The sequence below is a fragment of the Arthrobacter sp. C152 genome (assembly GCF_054890965.1).
In genome coordinates this window covers 1-16367 of record NZ_JBTZSU010000030.1, presented here as the reverse complement: position 1 = coordinate 16367, position 16367 = coordinate 1, and the positions used below count along the sequence as shown (strand labels likewise).

Below are 16367 nucleotides of genomic sequence, written 5' to 3'. Positions count from 1 at the left end.
CTGTGGAGGTCATTTGCTTGCGACTTGTAGCTGCCCCGCTCCGGGCAGGCCTTCAATTTTACGCGATTCCTATGGCGCTCCGGCAGTTTGATGGCGTAGAGTGCGCCCTTTTGGGGCCATTCAGGGGTTGCTTCGGCTACCGTTTGTCCCGGCTTTTGCCGCGGTATCACTGGGAAGCAGGCTGATCAACGGCTTCGTTACCAAAAATTTTCCTGTGGCCGCCCTTTTCGGGCCCGATATCCGGCCGCCGCAGCCCGGAAAGTGATCGGAGCCACTCATTTTGCGGGGGTTCACAGGAGCGCGCAGCGTGCCTATCGTGGAGCGATGGAAACACTTCTTTTCGGGCAGTAGTACGCGCCCGCCCGGCGCTTGAGTCAGCGTTTCGTTTCAGCGAAGAACGAAGGGAAGAAGGAGAAATGGGCGAAGAGAATAACCAGCAAAGGATCAGGCCGGAACTCGCGGACCACCTCGCAGCAGCGATGAACGCATCCGCTGCCCCGGGCCCCGCAGCCACCGGCGCCGTACCTGTGGCGCAGCAAAGCGCGTGGCCGGACGGCGGCGGGAAGCGGCGGCACCCCAAGGAACAGTCCGCCGGCCACGGCCGGATGGGGCATGAGGCTGCGGTGACGGCCGTGCACCGTACCGGCCGCCCGCAGATGCCGCACTCCTCATAGGCGGCACCGAAACCGAAGTCGACACGCAAACTACCTGGCGCCCCCGAAATTTCGGGGGCGCCAGGTAGTTTCCGCGTCATGGGGTAACCGGAGCGTCGAAAACCGCACTTTCAGCCTTCCCGCACCACCTCGGACGGGTCCTTGTCGAGCCGCCAGCCACGCCAGCGGGGGTGCCGCAGCCGGCCGGGGCCGGTCCACTCGCCGTATGTCACCTCGCCCACCAGATCCGGGGACACCCAGTGCGCGTCGGCGGCGTCCGGGCGGGGCACATCGTGGAACGGTGAGGTCTTCCGGCCCAGGCGCTCCATGGTTTGCCGGAGTTCGGTGAGTTCGCGGGTGCTGAATCCGCTTCCCACCCGGCCCACGTACTGCAGCTTGTCGCCGTCCGGGATGCCCACCAGCAGCGAGCCCACCGTATCCTGGCGGCCCCCCTTTCCCGGCCGCCAGCCGCCCACCACCACTTCCTGGGTCTGCTCCGTCTTGAGCTTGATCCAAGTGCGCGTCCGCTGGCCGCTGACGTAGCGGCTGTCCGTCCGCTTGGCCATCACGCCCTCAAGCCCCAGTTCCTGGGCGCTGTCGAGGAGGTGCCGGACGGGCTCATCGAGCACGGGGGAGAGCTCCGCGGGGCAGCCGCCCGGTTCGAAGAACTCCTCCAGCCGCTCCCGCCGCTTGCCCAGCGGCAGCCGCCGGAGATCCTTTCCGCCGCTGAACAGGAGGTCGAAGAGCATCAGCTGGACCGGGATGGCCACCCGTGCCTTTGCGACGTCGGCGGCGCGGGTGAGCTTCATCCGCCCCTGCAGCAGCCCAAAGTCGGGCCTGCCGCCGGGCCCGACGGCGATGATCTCACCATCGGCCACAAAGGGCTGCTCCGGCCAGCAGGCGGGGTCGGTGAGCTCGGGGTAGGTGCCGGTGACGTCGTTGCCGTTGCGGCTGAAGATCCGGATCCTTCCGCCGTCCCCCACCACGATGGCCCGGACACCGTCCCATTTAAGTTCGTACTGCCAGGTGCTGCCCTGCAAATCGGCGGTGCCTCCCGCTGTGGCCATCATGGGGCGGAATTCCAGCGGATCCACAGAAGTTCCCGCGGCTGACGCGTCCGGTTCCCCACGGGCCGGTTCCCCACGGGCCGGTTCCCCGGCGCCGCCGCCAAGCTCCTGCGCCGCCGGTGCCGGCCGCCGTCGTCCGCCCTGTGGCTCCTTGTCCATCAGGTGGATCAGCCACTGGCTTTCGGCGTCCTTGCCCTGCCCGCGGCCCGTGCGGATCAGGGCCACTTTCGTGACGCCGCCCAGCCCGCCGCCCTCCGAGCCGGTAAGGGTGACGATGACCTCCTTGCCGTTGATCCACTTGTGCAGCTCGTAGGTGCCGGTGTCCCAGATGGTCATTTCCCCGGCCCCGTACTGTCCCTTGGGAATGGTTCCGTGGAAGGTGAGGTAGTCCATGGGATGGTCCTCGGTCTGGACGGCGAGGTGGTTCTTGTCGCCGGATTCCGGGACACCCTTCGGCAGCGCCCACGACACCAGGACCCCCTCATGCTCCAGCCGCAGGTCCCAGTGCAGCCGGGAGGCGTGGTGTTCCTGGATGACAAAGCTGTTCCCGCCGGCGGGGATTCCGGCGAAAGGCTCCGGCGTTTCCCCGGGATCACGCATGGAGCGGTACTTGCCGAGCCGGGGGTCGTCGTCGCCGTTCCTATTTCCTTGGTGCGAGGCATCTGCAGCGTGGACGACGGCGGCAAACGGGTCCCTGCCGTCCCGCACCCGCCGCAACACCTCCTGGTAGTCCAGGTGCTTGAGCCGCGGCGAGCCGATCTCCCGCCAGGTGCGGGGCGCTGCGACCATGGGCGTCGGCCGGCCACGCAGGGAATAGGGGACGACCGTGGTTTTGGCCGCGTTGTTCTGGCTCCAGTCCACCAGCACCTTGCCGGTGCGCAGGGACTTTTTCATGTCGCTGACGGCAAGGTCGGGGTGGTCGGCTTCGAGGGCGCGCGCCAGCTCCCGTGCGAACGCGGAGATCTGGTCCGAGGTCTGGGTTCCGTCCAGTGCGGCGTAGAGGTGGATGCCCTTGCTGCCACTGGTAACCGGGACCGGGTCAAGGCCCACGTCCTGCAGGATGGCCCGTGCCAGGAGGGCCACCTCGCGGCATTCGGCCAGGCCAGCGCCCTCGCCCGGGTCCAGGTCCAGCACCAGCCGGTCCGGGTTCAGCTGGTTGCCGTGGGAGTCCACCCGCCACTGGGGGACGTGGACTTCCAGGGAATTGATCTGGCCGAACCAGGTCAACGTGGCGGCATCGTTGACCATGGGGTAGTAGATGGTCCGGTCCTTGTGGGTGATGCCCACGCGCGGCAGCCAGCCGGGAGCCGAGTCCTCAAGGTCCTTCTGGAAGAAGACATCGCCGGGCTTGTCCGCCGTGCCCACGCCGTTGACCCACCGCTTCCGCGTGGCCGGCCGGTTGGCCGCTGCCGGGATCAGCACGTGGGCCACGGCGGCGTAGTAGGCCAGCACGTCGGCCTTGGTGGTGCCCGTTTCCGGGTAGATGATTTTGTCCAGGTTGGTGAGGGTCAGTTCCCGCCCCGCAACCCGCACGCGTTCCCTAGCCCCGGCCATGGGGCTTCACCTCCGGCCCGGCGTGCTGTTGACTGTAGTAATGAGAGCCATCTGGAAGGGTGCCATCGCGTTTGGGCTGGTCAACGTGCCCGTGAAGGTCTACAGCGCCACTGAGGATCATGACATCAGTCTGCACCAGGTTCACAACGCTGACGGCGGCAGGATCCGGTACCAGCGCCGCTGCGAGGTCTGCGGCGAGGTGATCGACTACTCGGACATCGAGAAGGCGTTCGAGGAAGACGGCAGGACGGTGGTCCTCACCAAGGATGAGCTCAAGGCCATTCCAGCCGAAAACAGCCATGAGATCGAAGTGGTGCAGTTCGTCCCATCGGAGCAGCTCGAACCCATGATGTTTGAGAAGAGCTACTACCTGGAGCCCGACTCCAAGTCACCCAAGGCCTATGTGCTGCTGCGCCGGGCGCTGGAAGACACGGACCGGGTTGCCGTTGTCCAGTTTGCGCTGCGCGAGAAGACCCGGCTGGGGGCGCTCCGGATCAAGGACGACGTCCTGGTACTGCAGTCGCTGCTGTGGCCGGACGAGGTGCGTGAAGCGAATTTCCCGTCCCTGGACACGTCGATCAAGATCTCCGCCCAGGAACGGGACATGTCCGCGGCGCTGGTGGAGTCCATGGCGGCGGACTTCGACCCCACTGCCTTTACCGACGAGTACCAGGTGCAGCTCCGCCAGCTCGTCGAGGCCAAGCTGGAGCAGGGCGAGTCCCTGGATACCGAGGAGACCTTCGGCGTGGAAGCCGGGCAGGGCGGCAAGGGCGAAGTGATCGACCTGATGGAGGCCCTGAAACGCAGCCTGGACCGGAAGCGCGGCGGCGGGGAGGCCGCGTCCGGGGAGGCTTCCGAAGCGGATACCGGCGACGAGGAGGAAGCACCCGCCAAACCGGCCCGGAAGTCCGGCGGCACCAGGGCGGGAGCCTCGAAGACCGCAGCCTCGAATACGGGAACTGGGACGTCGGAGGAGGCCAAACCTGCCGCCAGCAGGGCGTCCGCGAAAGCCACCTCCACTGCTTCCAAATCCACTGCTTCGAAATCCACGGCGTCGAAATCTGCCGCAGCGAAATCGTCCACCACCAAGACAAGCGACACCAAGACCGGTGAAAAGCCGGCAGCCAAGACCACCCGGGCACGCAAGCCCGCCTGAACCAAACCCCTCGAAGGCTGCTGGTCCCCGGGCTGCCTCCTACGGCAACTCCCTTTACAGCCGGAGTGGGCGCGTCCACAATGGGTCGCATCGCAGCCTCCGCTGTGCCAACAGCGTGCTGACACTCAGGAAAACCGACAGGTAAAGGGGCGCGGGCATGGACGACCAGACCGACACCGTGGAGGCGGACCGGGAGCTCAAGAAGAAGCACCGGGCCATGTGGGCATCAGGGGACTACCCGGCCTTGGCGGACGAGATGCTCCTGGAACTGGGGGCGGTACTCGTTGAGGCCTCCGGCATCAAGCCGCGCCAGCGCGTCCTGGATGTGGGCGCAGGGACAGGCAACGCCGCCATCCCGGCAGCCATGATGGGTGCCTCAGTAGTGGCCAGCGACCTCACCCCGGAACTCTTCGAAGCGGGGCGGCGCGAGGCCGCCAACCGGGGCGTCAGCCTGGAGTGGCAGGAAGGCGACGCCGAGGCCCTGCCGTTCGGCGACGGCGAGTTCGACGCGGTGATGTCCTGCATCGGCGTGATGTTCGCCCCGCACCATCAAAAGGCGGCGGATGAGCTGGTCCGGGTGTGCAAGCCGGGAGGCAGCATCGGCTTGCTGTGCTGGACGCCGGAAGGCTTTATCGGGCAGATGTTCACCGTGATGAAGCCCTTTGCACCGCCGCCCCCGCCCGGGGCCCAGCCTGCGCCGCAATGGGGGAGCGAGGAGCATATCCGCGAACTGCTGGGCAGCCGGATCACCGACGTCCACACCCGCAAACAGAACCTGGCGGTGCGCAGCTTCCACCATCCGGCTGATTTTGTCCGGTATTTCAAGTCCCACTACGGCCCCATGATCTCCGTCTACAAGTCCCTCGGCGACGACCAGGAGAAGGTCTCGGCCCTGGACAAAGCCTTGACCGACCTCGCCGACTCCTTCGGCGACGCCCACGGGGACACCCCGTTCCAGATGGAATGGGAGTACCTGCTCTTCACCGCACGGAAGGCGTGACCATGCCCGAAGACCATGTGGCAACCTCCACTGCCACCATCGAAGCCCCGCCCGCCCGCGTCTGGGACGTGATCACGGACCCTGCGGCCGTCAGGGAGTTCATGTTCGGTGCCGAGGTGCAGACCGACTGGAAAGTGGGCAGCCCCATCACATGGCAGGGCGAGTGGGAAGGCAAGCCGTTCCAGGACAAGGGCGAAATCAAGGCCATCGAGCCGGGCCGGAGGCTGGTCTACACCCACTTCAGCCCCATGTCCGGCCAGGAGGACAAGCCGGAGAATTACCACACGCTTGAGTGGACGCTTGAGGACCAGGACGGCGGCACCCGGCTGACGCTGGCCCAGGACAACAACCCCACGGCGGAGGCCGCGGAGCACTCCAAAGGCATGTGGGACAAGCTGGTGGCCGACGTCAAGGCGATCGCCGAACGCCGCTGACCGCCCGCTACCGAACCGCGCCGGTGGGGCGCGCCAGTGGTGGGGCGCCGCTTAAGCCAAGCGGCCGCCGTCGGGCCCTCCCTTGGGGAAGGCGCCCGACGGCGGCCAGCTGGATGGGGCGCTAACGCCCCGTTGCTGCTACTCGGCGTCGTGGTCCGTTTCCAGGATCTGCACGAGGCGTTCCAGTGCGTCGTCCGCACCCGCACCTTCGGCGCGCAGGACCACCACGTCGCCGTGCTCGGCGCCCAGGCTCATGAGGGACAGGATGCTGGCGGCATCCATCGCCTCGTCGGCCGGCTCGCCTTCACGGGCGATGGTAATGTCCAGGTCGAACTCGCCTGCAGCCTCGGCGAAGATGGCGGCGGGGCGTGCGTGCAGGCCCACGCGGCTGGCGACGGTTGCGGTGCGTTCTGGCATTTTTGCTCCTTTGTCGTTCGGCGTGCTGACGGTTCAGCGCCGGAAGGTGTGTGGGTGGACCGGCTCAGACGGTTACGGGAACCGGTTCAACCGTATCAACGGTCTTCTTGACTGCCCAGCGCTTGAGGGCAATCACGGAGAGGGCGGTGACCACCGTACCAACCGCGATCGAGACGACGAACATGATGAAGTTGTCGATGGCGAAGAAGACGAAGATGCCGCCGTGCGGTGCCTTCGACCCGACGCCGGCCGCCATCGAGATGGCTCCGGTGACGGCGCCGCCCAGCATGCTCGCGGGGATGACGCGCAGCGGGTCGGCAGCTGCGAACGGGATGGCGCCCTCGGAGATGAAGGAGGCGCCCAGCAGCCAGGCCGCCTTGCCGTTTTCCTGCTCGGCGAGGCTGAACAGCTTCCGGTTCAGGACGGTCGAGGCCAGTGCCATGGCCAGCGGGGGAACCATGCCGGAGGCCATGACGGCCGCCATGATCTGCCACGGTGCCTGGTTGTCCATCGACGCGGCGCCCAGGCCGGCGACGGCGAAGGAGTAGGCAACCTTGTTGACCGGACCGCCGAGGTCGAAGCACATCATCAGGCCCAGGATCACGCCGAGGGCGATGGCGCCTGCGCCGGTGAGCCCGGACAGCCAACCGTTCAGGCCCTTGGTGATGGCGACGATCGGACCGCCCAGGATCAGGAACATCAGGCCGGACGCCACCAGCGAAGCGAGCAGCGGAATGATGACGACGGGCATCAGGCCGCGCAGCCAGCGGGCTACCTGCAGGCGGCCCACCACGTGGGCGATGTAGCCGGCGAGCAGGCCGCCGACGATGCCGCCGAGGAAGCCTGCACCCATGAACCCTGCCACCGCGCCGGCGACGAAGCCGGGGGCGATGCCGGGACGGTCGGCGATCGCGTAGGCGATGTAGCCGGCCAGCGCCGGGACGAGGAAGCCCAGCGACAGTGCACCGATCTTGAACAGCACGGCGCCGAGGTAGGCGCCCAGCGGGCCCCAGGCGTTGTCGGGGAATTCGGTGGGCAGGTTGAAGAGGCTGTTCTGCACCACGATCGTGTCCGCGAACTTGGTGATCAGGTAGCCGCCCATGAGGAAGCCGAGCGCGATCAGCAGGCCACCGCCTGCCACGAACGGAATCATGTAGCTGACACCGGTGAGCAGTGCCTTCTTCAGCTTCTGCCCGATGTGCTCGCCCTTTTCCTCGGCCTCATGCTCGGCCTGCTCCTCGGCACCGAAGTGCGGGACGCGGCGGGCGTTGGGGTTGTCGGCGGCGGCGAGGGCTTCCTGGACCATCTTGTCCGGTTCGTCGATGCCGCGTTTGACGGGAGCGCTGACCAACGGCTTGCCGGCGAAGCGTTCCTTGCCGCGCACGTCAACGTCGACGGCAAAGATCACGGCGTCGGCGGCGGCGATGACAGCGGGGTCCAATGCCTTGGCGCCGGACGAGCCCTGGGTTTCCACCTGCAGGTCGACGCCGACTTCCTTGGCTGCTGCCACCAGTGAGTCGGCGGCCATGTAGGTGTGGGCGATGCCGGTGGGGCACGCGGTCACGGCCACGAGGCGCTTGGGGCCGCGGGCACCGGAACCTGCCGTAGCCTCGCCGGCCGCCGCGGCGGCAGCGGAAGAGCCCGCACCAACGGTGGCGCCGACCGGCACCGCGTCAGCCGGGGCGGTTGCGGCGTGTGCGGCCGGCTTGTCCGCCAGGGCGCCCTCGACGAGTTCGACGATCTCAGCCTCGGAGGACGCGTTCCGCAGGGCGGCGGTGAAGTCCTTCTTGATCAGGGAACGGGCCAGCTTGGAGAGCAGCTTCAGGTGCTCCTGGTCCGCGCCGTCGGGAGCGGCGATGAAGAACACCAGGTCCGCGGGACCGTCCTTGGCGCCGAAGTCGACCTTCGGGTCCAGGCGTGCCATGGCCAGCGTAGGGACGGTGACGGCGGCGGAGCGGCAGTGCGGGATGGCAATGCCGCCGGGAATGCCCGTGGCGGTCTTCTGCTCGCGGGCGAAGGCGTCAGCGAAGAGGCCCTCGACTTCCGACGCGCGTCCGGTGGCAGCTACCCTGCTTGCCAGATGCCGGATCACCGTCTCGGGCGCGTTGCCCAGGTTCTGGTCGAGCTCGACCAGTTCCGTGGTGATGAGCTGAGTCACTGTCAATCCTTTCGAAGGGCCGTGATGGTTACGGCATCCGGGGTTGTTTGGTGTACTGCCGGAACAGTGGAACCCGGCAGCGAGGCAGCGGCGGCACCGTGGGCCACCGCCTGACGAAGGCAGTCGGCCGGGGCGGCGCCCTGACCGTGGGCGAGCAGGTAGCCGGCCAGCGCGGAGTCGCCCGCGCCGACGGTACTGACCGCGGTGACCGGCGGATGCGTGGCCAGCCACGCGCCGTCGGCTGTTACGAGGACAGCTCCCTTGGATCCGAGAGTTGCCAGTACAGCACCCACGCCGGAACGGACGACGGCGGCTGCGGCTGCGGCGGCAGCCGCCGGGTCCGCTTCCAGTTCGTCACCGGTGGCCGGGGCAAAACCGGCGGCTTCGGCCAGTTCCGCCAGTTCTTCGGCGTTGGGCTTGAGGAGGTCTGGCATGCCCTCCGGGCCGCCGGTGAGGGCGGCGGCCAGGGGACGTCCGGACGAGTCGACGGCGATGCGCGGGGCGGCGCCGTCGGCGGAGGAACGCAGGCGGCGGGCCGCCGTCGCGTAGAAGTCTGCGGGGAACCCGGGCGGCAGCGAGCCGGCCAGGACCACCCAGCTGGCGCCCCGCGAGCTCTCGACGAGCAGCTTGATGAGGGCTTCCTGCTGGTTCTCATCCAGCACCGGTCCCGGCTCGTTGATCTTGGTGGTCACGCCGCCGGGCTCGGTGAGGGCCACGTTGGTGCGCAGCGGTTCGTCGATGGGAAGGGAAACGAAAGGCACGGCGTGCTCGCGCAGCCCGGCCAGCACGGGATCGCTGTCCGCCCCGGGGAGGACGGCCAGGGATTGAAGGCCGGATGCCACCAGGGCGCGGGAGACGTTGACGCCCTTTCCGCCGGATTCCTGGCTGACGGAGACGGCGCGCTGTACTTCGCCGCGGGCCAGGGGGCCCGGCAGGGCGACGGTGCGGTCCAGGCTGGGGTTGGCCGTAAACGTGACGATCATGCGATCACCACGTCCACGCCGGCCTCTGCCAGTGCTGCTGCGAGTTCAGGTCCGGGTTCGCTGTCTGTAATCAAGGTGTCCAGATCTTTCAGGGAGGCGAACTGGACCAGGGTTTCCGTGTCCAGCTTGGAGGAGTCGGCCAGCACCACAATCCGGCGTGCCGACTGGACGAAAGCTGCCTTGACGGCGGCTTCCTCGGGATCGGGAGTGCTGACGCCAAAAGTGGCGTGGATGCCGTTGGTGCCGATGAAGGCGATGTCGGGACGGAGTTTCGCGGCGGCGTCGACGGTTGCCTGGCCCACCGCCACCTGGGTGATGCCGCGTACCCGTCCGCCCAGGATCTGCAGCGCGATTCCGGGAACGGTGGAGAGTTTGCTGGCGATGGGTACGGCGTGGGTGATCACGACCAGTTCCGGCCGGGTTCCGTTGCTGTCTGCAGGCTCCGGGGCGTTCTGCCTGGCGAGCATGTCGGCCAGGACTTCGGTGGTGGTGCCGCCGTCCACCAGGACGCTTGCAGGTGCGTTGCGGGGGATGAGGGCCAGCGCGGCTTCGGCGATCCGGATCTTCTGGTCCGGGCGCTGGATGGCACGCTCGGTGACGCTTTCCTCGGTGGTGCTGAAGCGGTCGGCCGCGACGGCGCCACCGTGGACGCGGCGCACGGTCCCAGCGCTTTCCAGGGCTGCCAGGTCCCGGCGGACAGTTTCGGTGGTGATCCGGAAGCGCTCAGCCAGCAGGGTCACGCTGACCCGGCCGCTGCCGGCGACAAGCTCGGCAATCTGTTGCTGGCGCTCCTCGGCGAACACGTACCCTCCGTTGCGTAGCTGCCGTAGTGACATGGATCACTCTGATGTTGAGTTACTTGACTTTATCTTTGCTTCTGTGGGTTTGTCAATGGAAACCAACATGAAACAAAATCCGGTACGCGGGAGGAGAGTTTTGGCGCGAAAAAGCCGGGCTGGAACTGGTCCCAGCCCGGCTGTTGGGGATCATCGGCGTGTGGCGCCCCGCCTCCGCACCGCCCTGCTAGATGCCATCGCGGGTCTCGTGGCGGGTGATCCGCTCGCCGGTATTGGGATCGATGGCGGAACGGGATTCGCTGACCCGGCGCCGGCTGGGGGAGGCGAGGATGAGCGAGGCGATAAGCCCAATCACGCCGACGGCCATCAGGATGTAGCCCACGAGCTGCTGGTCCACGAAGGGGATCAGGCCCGGAGCCACCGCCCAGGCGAGGATGGCGCCGAGGGCGATAAGGAAGATTGACGAGCCGATTCTCATGACTTGCTCCTTACGGCCGCATGCTGTGCGGCGCTGGGTGGGTGTTACGGATTGATGGTGCGTACACTGCCACTGCTAAGCCTGCTGTCTTTCAAGCGTCACGCTACCGCCCGGTATCGGCGGATTCAATGACCGTGGCTGGACCGTTATCCCTCGCTAGGCTGATCCGGTGGAAACAGTTGTTTGGTCCAGGCCCGAAGACCAGCGCGCCGGCACGCCCTTGCTGGTGATGATGCATGGCTACGGCACTGACGAGTCGAGGATGGTCCGGCTCTTTGACTACCTGCCGCCAGAGTTCACGTTTGCTGCCCTGAGGGCTCCCATGCCCATTGGCGACCACTGGGGCTGGTTCCTGCTGGACTACTTCCTGGCCAACGACTTCGCCGACGTCATCAGCGCCGCGAACGCCGTGCAGGGGTGGATCAACTCCGTCAGGGACCAGCACAGCAGCGTCACCCTGATGGGATACTCGCAGGGCATGGCCATGGCCAGCACCCTCCTGCGGCTGCACCCGGACCAGTACCGGGCGGTCGTCGGGCTGTCCGGCTTCGTGCTCAACAACGAACTGCTCACCATGACGGACTCCTTCGACGAGAGGCCGCCGTTCTTCTGGGGCCGGGACAAGGCGGACCTGGTGATCAACGACGACGCCATCGCCTACACGGCCGAATGGCTGGAGAAGAACACCCTGCTGACGGCCCGCACCTACCCCGGAATGGGCCATGCCATGTCCAAAACGGAGATGGTGGATGTCGGCGCATTCCTGCGCCACTACGTGCTCCGCTGACCCGCCGCCCGTCTGCAGGGGCGCCGGTGGAAAAAACAGTTGCCAGCCAAATTTGTAAGCGCTTACACTCTTCTACGGCCGTGACCGCGCCACCAACTGCTGTCTGGAAGGACATTGCACTGCCGATGACACAGCAATCCTCAACCCATGCCTCCGTCTGGACAGGGGCAGCGGGGATCCTGTTCGACCTGGACGGAGTGCTGACCCCCACGGCCGCCGTCCATGAGCGCGCCTGGCAGGAACTGTTCGAGGGCTACCTGGCCTCCCACCCCCAGGTCCGCGGTTACAGCGGGAGCGACTACTTCGACCACATCGACGGCAAGCCGCGTTTTGACGGTGTCCGTGACTTCCTGGCATCCCGCGGCCTCACCCTCCCGGAAGGTCCGCTGGACGACGACCCCGCCCACGAAACTGTCCAGGGCCTGGGCAACCGGAAGAACCGGATCTTCAACGACATCGTGGGCGCCGGCGTCGAACCGTTCGAAGGCTCGGTGCGTTTCCTCCAGGCCGCCCTGGAGCGCGGACTCAAGGTCGCCGTCGTCTCCTCCTCCCGGAACGCCCCCGCAGTCCTGGCCGCGGCCGGGCTCAGCCACCACTTCCCCGTAGTGGTGGACGGCGTGGTGGCCGCGGAGCAGGGCCTCCCCGGCAAGCCCAGCCCCGCCACCTACGACTACGCCGCCCAGCTGCTGGACCTGCCCAGCGAGGACTGCGTCGTCGTCGAAGACGCCGTATCCGGTGTGCAGGCCGGACAAGCCGGATCGTTCCACGCAGTCATCGGCGTGGACCGCGGCGCCGGCCGGCAGGCCCTCCTGGATGCCGGCGCAACAGTGGTGGTCGGCGATCTGCAGGAGCTGATCCCCTAAACCGCTGCCTTCCCCCGGCAGCAACCCACGGGACTCCGGCCCAGTACCCCCCTGGCCGCCCGTCCCACCCATCTTCAACACGCACCCCTGACCGGCCCCGGCCGGCAGCACATAAGGCCAAAAGGACCCCCAACACCATGGCTATTCTCACTGCGGACCGTGAACGATTCCCCGACACCCCCTGGCAGCTCCTGGAAACCCGCCACGAAGCAGGTGACGCGGGCACCTTGGAAACCCTGTTCGCCCTGGGCAACGGGCATCTGGGCATCCGCGGCGCGCACTGGTCCGCGGCAGACTCGGAACTGCCCGGCAGCTTCATCAACGGGCTGCACGAAATCTGGGACATCAAGCACGCCGAAAACGCTTTTGGGTTCGCCCGCACCGGCCAGCGCATCCTCTACATCCCTGACGCCAACAACTTCATCGTGGTGGTGGACGGGGAAAGCCTCAGCCTGGCCGAATCCGAGGTGCTCCATTACCGGCGCTCCGTCGAGTTCGCCACGGGCATCTACGAATGCCGGATTACCTGGCAGTGCCGGTCCGGCGCCGTCGTGACCACCACGGAGCGGCGCGCGGTGGGCTTCGCGTCCCGTGGCAGCCTGGGCATCTCCCTGGAGGTGGCAACGGACAGGCAGGTGTCGCTGGACGTCACCTCCTCGGTGATCAACCGCCAGGACCAGCCGGTGGAGGACCATTCGGTGCACGACCCGCGCCGCGCCGGCCGCCACGCCGGGCGGGTGCTCCTGCCGCTGCGGCTGGACGGCGGCGACGGGTCGCTGCGCATGTCCTGGGAAGCCGCGGAATCCAAGCAGCGCGTCGGGATCGCGGTGGACCACTGGACCTCCGCCGGGCAGCAGCCGTTCGAGACGCTGGTGGACCAGGACGAGAGCAGCGTCCGCTATGTCCTGGCCGTGGACGCCGGTGAGCCGTTCCGGCTGGAAAAAAGCGTCAGCTACGCGGCCGGCCGCACCGTCCAGGACCCCGACGTTGACGCCGCGGAAGTGGCGGAAGCAGGCCTGCGCCCAGTGCGGGACATCCTCGCCGAAAGCGAGGCGCACTACCGGGACTACTGGGCCACCTCGGACATCGTGGTGGACGGCGGCAGCCCCGGGCTGCAGCAGGCCATCCGGTGGAACCTCTTCCAGCTGGCCCAGGCCACGGCACGCGCCGATGTTGCCGGCATCCCCGCCAAGGGCGTGACCGGCTCCGGCTATGAGGGGCACTACTTCTGGGACCAGGAGGTGTACCTCCTGCCCTACCTCACGTACACCAACCCCGACGGCGCCCGGCAGGTCCTGGAGTTCCGCCACGGCATGCTTCCCGAGGCCAAGATCCGGGCCAAGGAACTGAGCGTGGACGGCGCCCTCTTCCCCTGGCGCACCATCAACGGCCTCGAGGCCAGCGCCTACTACGCGGCGGGCACGGCGCAGTTCCACATAGCCGCCGCCATCGCCTTCGCCACCAACAGGTACCTGTGGGCCACCGGGGACGACGCCTTCCGCGACGGCATGGGCGCCGAGCTGCTGATCGAGACGGCCCGGATGTGGATCTCGCTGGGCTTCTTCGGCAAGGACGGGCTGTTCCACATCCACGGGGTGACCGGCCCTGACGAGTACACCGCCGTGGTGAACGACAACCTGTACACGAACGTCATGGCCCGCTTCAACCTGCGTGCCGCGGCCGCGCTGGACCACGCCGGCATCACGCTTGAGGAGCGCCAGCTCTGGGAAGCGGCGGCCAGCCGTGTGCAGCTGCCGTTCGATGACCGGATGCAGGTGCATTCGCAGGACAACGACTTCATGACGCTGGAGGCCTGGGACTGGACCACGCCGCGGTCCAAGTATCCGCTGCTGCTGCATTTCCACCCGCTGGTGATTTACCGCCACCAGGTCCTCAAGCAGGCGGACACCGTCCTGGCCATGTTCCTGCAATGGCAGGACTTCACGGCGGAGGAAAAACACCGCGCCTTCGACTTCTACGACCCCATCACCACCGGCGACTCGACCCTGTCCGCCTGCGTGCAGGGGATCATGGCCGCGGAGGTCGGCTATTCGAAGGAAGCGCTGGAGCACTTCACCAACGCCGCGTTCATCGACCTTGACGACACACACGGCAACACCATCGACGGTGTGCACATCGCCTCCACCGGCGGCGTATGGAGTTCACTGGTGTGCGGGTTCGCCGGCATGCGCGACCAGGGCCCGGTCCCGTTCTTCGACCCCCGGCTGCCCGCTGAGTGGGAGGGGCTGACGTTCCACCTGAAAATCCGGGGTCGGCTGCTGCTGGTCCAGCTCGTGCCGGGTGCCATCGCGCTCACGGTCCAGGACGGCGCGCCGCTGGAGGTCGACGTCCGCGGACAGCGTTTCACCGTGGGTGCGGACGCCGTACGGGTGCCGCTGGAGCCGGTGGTGGAGCCGGAACGCACGGTATTCCCGAGCGGACTTCCGACGGCGAGCATTCCCGTGGTGCGCGGCAACAGCTGACCGGTAGTTCCCGCCTAGGCGGGGTCCGACGGCGGCCCGGCAGCTTTGGCTGCCGGGCCGCCTCAGTCTCCTGCCGCCGTCGTGCGCTCCACCTCGGGTGCGGCGTCCAGCGGATGCGCCAGTTCGTCGGCTGGCATCCGCGCCGCCACCAGGGCGGCCACGGCCATGATGGGGCACACGCCGCCGGCCACCAGGAAGATCAGCCAGATGGGCAGGACCTCAGCGGCCGGCCCCGCCAGGGCCATGGACACCGGCATCAGCGCCAGGGACACGAAGAAATCCAGGCTGGAGATCCGGCCCAGCAGGTGCGGCGGAACCCTGCGCTGGAGCAGCGTTCCCCAAATGACCATGCCCACGCTGCCGGTGCCGCCGAATACGAAAAGCGCGGCGCCGATGGCCCAGAAGTTGTCCATGGCGCCGATCGCCGCGAGCGGAAGGCTGCCCGCACCCCACGACACCATCATCACCGTCAGGTAGCGCCGCGGCAGCCGGAGGGACGCCGTGAGCAACGAGCCCAGGGCCGCGCCGGCACCCATGACCGCGAGCAGGAAACCGAAGACGCTCGAATCACCGCCGAGCTGGTCCCGCACCACGAACGGGAGCAGCACCTCGATGGGGCCGATCAGGAACAGCACCGAGATGCACGCCCACAGCAGGGTCCACAGCAGCCACGGGGTACCCAGCGTGTAGGCCACGCCTTCGCGCAGGTCCCGGAAGAAGGACGGCCGACGGCGGGCACCGGCCTCCGCGGGCTCCCCACCCTCCGCCGGCCCCGCCCCGTCCGTGGGAGGCGCGGGAAGAGCTGGTTGGGTGCGCAGGAAATTCAGGATGGCGAACGCCGCGAAGTGGCAGGCTGCCACCGCCGTCACCGCGTGCGAGGGGGACAGGGCAGCCACCAGGACGCCGGCCACGGCGGGACCGGCGGCCTGCTGCAGTACCGGGCGCATGGACCCCTCCATGCCGTTGGCCGCCAGCAGGTCCTCCGCCGGAAGGATGCGCGGCAGGATGGCCGAATAGGCGGGGAAGAAGAACGCGGCGCCGACGCCCAGCACGAACGCGGCCACCGCCACATGCCACAGCTGCAGCCACCCCGCCGCGGCCAGGCCACTGACGGCGGCAATCACCGCCAGGTTGGCACCCTCCACCGCGATGATGAGGCGCCGCTGCGGAACCCGGTCCGCCGCGATGCCGCCGGCCAGGACAAACGCCACGAGTCCGGCGCTGCCGGCCGCGGCCACCAGGGACAGGTCCAGCGGGCCGCCGCCCAGGTGGATCACCTGGTAGACCATGGCAACGGCCCACATTCCTGATCCGAAGATCGAGATGGCCAGCGCCGCGATCAGCACCCGGTACTCGCGGTGGGCAAAGGGCCGCAAGGCTTTGGGCGTGGGCATAAGCCCCAGTTTAGGCCCGGCAGCAGCGCCGGAGGCAGCCCTGCAGGGGCAGCCCTCCGGGTCAGCCCGGGTCAGCCCGCGAGGAGGGTGGCGGCTTCCTGGCGGGTGGTGCCGGAGTCCTGGATGCCTTCGGCGATGTGGGC

The 16367-nt window shown here is 67.8% G+C and carries 14 protein-coding genes; 7 read left to right on the top strand and 7 right to left on the bottom strand.

Annotated features, from left to right (window positions below):
- Positions 1-416 precede the first annotated feature (416 nt).
- Positions 417-674 (top strand): hypothetical protein, encoded by a 258-nt coding sequence (locus tag ACYSM9_RS17025; RefSeq protein ID WP_461858138.1) that lies wholly within the window; start codon positions 417-419, stop codon positions 672-674.
- A gap of 110 nt (positions 675-784) precedes the next feature.
- On the opposite strand, the gene ACYSM9_RS17020 is transcribed toward ACYSM9_RS17025, so the two are convergent.
- Positions 785-3274 (bottom strand): ATP-dependent DNA ligase, encoded by a 2490-nt coding sequence (locus ACYSM9_RS17020; RefSeq protein ID WP_461858137.1) that lies wholly within the window; start codon positions 3272-3274, stop codon positions 785-787.
- A gap of 40 nt (positions 3275-3314) precedes the next feature.
- Here ACYSM9_RS17020 and ku point away from each other — a divergent pair, with 40 nt between their 5' ends.
- The 3 genes from ku (at position 3315) to ACYSM9_RS17005 (ending at position 5864) form a co-directional block, all read left to right on the top strand.
- Positions 3315-4430 carry a non-homologous end joining protein Ku gene (gene ku / locus ACYSM9_RS17015; protein WP_461858136.1) on the top strand — a complete coding sequence of 372 codons (1116 nt, stop codon included), beginning with the start codon at positions 3315-3317 and terminating at the stop codon, positions 4428-4430.
- Positions 4431-4587: 157 nt separating this feature from the next.
- The gene (locus ACYSM9_RS17010) at positions 4588-5430 is read left to right on the top strand and encodes a class I SAM-dependent methyltransferase (RefSeq protein ID WP_461858135.1); all 843 of its coding nucleotides are present in this window, start codon (positions 4588-4590) and stop codon (positions 5428-5430) included.
- Between the two features lie 2 nt (positions 5431-5432).
- Entirely contained in the window at positions 5433-5864 is a 432-nt protein-coding gene (locus ACYSM9_RS17005; RefSeq protein ID WP_461858134.1) for an SRPBCC family protein, read from the top strand.
- Positions 5865-6002: 138 nt separating this feature from the next.
- Here the strand turns inward: ACYSM9_RS17005 and ACYSM9_RS17000 are convergent, their stop codons facing one another.
- The 5 genes from ACYSM9_RS17000 to ACYSM9_RS16980 form a co-directional block, all read right to left on the bottom strand.
- On the bottom strand, positions 6003-6281 hold the full coding sequence (locus tag ACYSM9_RS17000) for an HPr family phosphocarrier protein (protein WP_454487006.1): 279 nt from the start codon (positions 6279-6281) through the stop codon (positions 6003-6005).
- A gap of 64 nt (positions 6282-6345) precedes the next feature.
- Positions 6346-8439, bottom strand: coding sequence for a PTS fructose transporter subunit IIABC (locus ACYSM9_RS16995; protein ID WP_461858133.1), 2094 nt, complete (start codon positions 8437-8439; stop codon positions 6346-6348).
- 2 nt (positions 8440-8441) lie between these two features.
- Positions 8442-9422: a 1-phosphofructokinase family hexose kinase gene (locus ACYSM9_RS16990; protein WP_461858132.1), complete on the bottom strand. Its 981-nt coding sequence runs from the start codon at positions 9420-9422 to the stop codon at positions 8442-8444.
- Positions 9419-10225, bottom strand: a complete 807-nt coding sequence (locus ACYSM9_RS16985; RefSeq protein ID WP_461858168.1) for a DeoR/GlpR family DNA-binding transcription regulator — start codon at positions 10223-10225, stop codon at positions 9419-9421. Before ACYSM9_RS16985 ends, ACYSM9_RS16990 begins: the two co-directional genes overlap by 4 nt.
- A 220-nt stretch (positions 10226-10445) precedes the next feature.
- Positions 10446-10697: a DUF6458 family protein gene (locus tag ACYSM9_RS16980; protein ID WP_461858131.1), complete on the bottom strand. Its 252-nt coding sequence runs from the start codon at positions 10695-10697 to the stop codon at positions 10446-10448.
- Between the two features lie 169 nt (positions 10698-10866).
- Here ACYSM9_RS16980 and ACYSM9_RS16975 point away from each other — a divergent pair, with 169 nt between their 5' ends.
- From ACYSM9_RS16975 to ACYSM9_RS16965, 3 genes are all read left to right on the top strand, one after another.
- Positions 10867-11484: an alpha/beta hydrolase gene (locus tag ACYSM9_RS16975; RefSeq protein WP_461858130.1), complete on the top strand. Its 618-nt coding sequence runs from the start codon at positions 10867-10869 to the stop codon at positions 11482-11484.
- A 125-nt stretch (positions 11485-11609) separates the two neighbouring features.
- A complete protein-coding gene (locus tag ACYSM9_RS16970) occupies positions 11610-12347 on the top strand; it encodes an HAD family hydrolase (RefSeq protein ID WP_461858129.1) in 738 nt (245 codons plus the stop codon).
- Between the two features lie 137 nt (positions 12348-12484).
- Positions 12485-14830 (top strand): glycoside hydrolase family 65 protein, encoded by a 2346-nt coding sequence (locus tag ACYSM9_RS16965; RefSeq protein WP_461858128.1) that lies wholly within the window; start codon positions 12485-12487, stop codon positions 14828-14830.
- Positions 14831-14892: 62 nt separating this feature from the next.
- Here ACYSM9_RS16965 and ACYSM9_RS16960 read toward each other — a convergent pair whose 3' ends face one another.
- Positions 14893-16224, bottom strand: a complete 1332-nt coding sequence (locus ACYSM9_RS16960) for an MFS transporter (protein WP_461858127.1) — start codon at positions 16222-16224, stop codon at positions 14893-14895.
- Between the last annotated feature and the right edge of the window lie 143 nt (positions 16225-16367).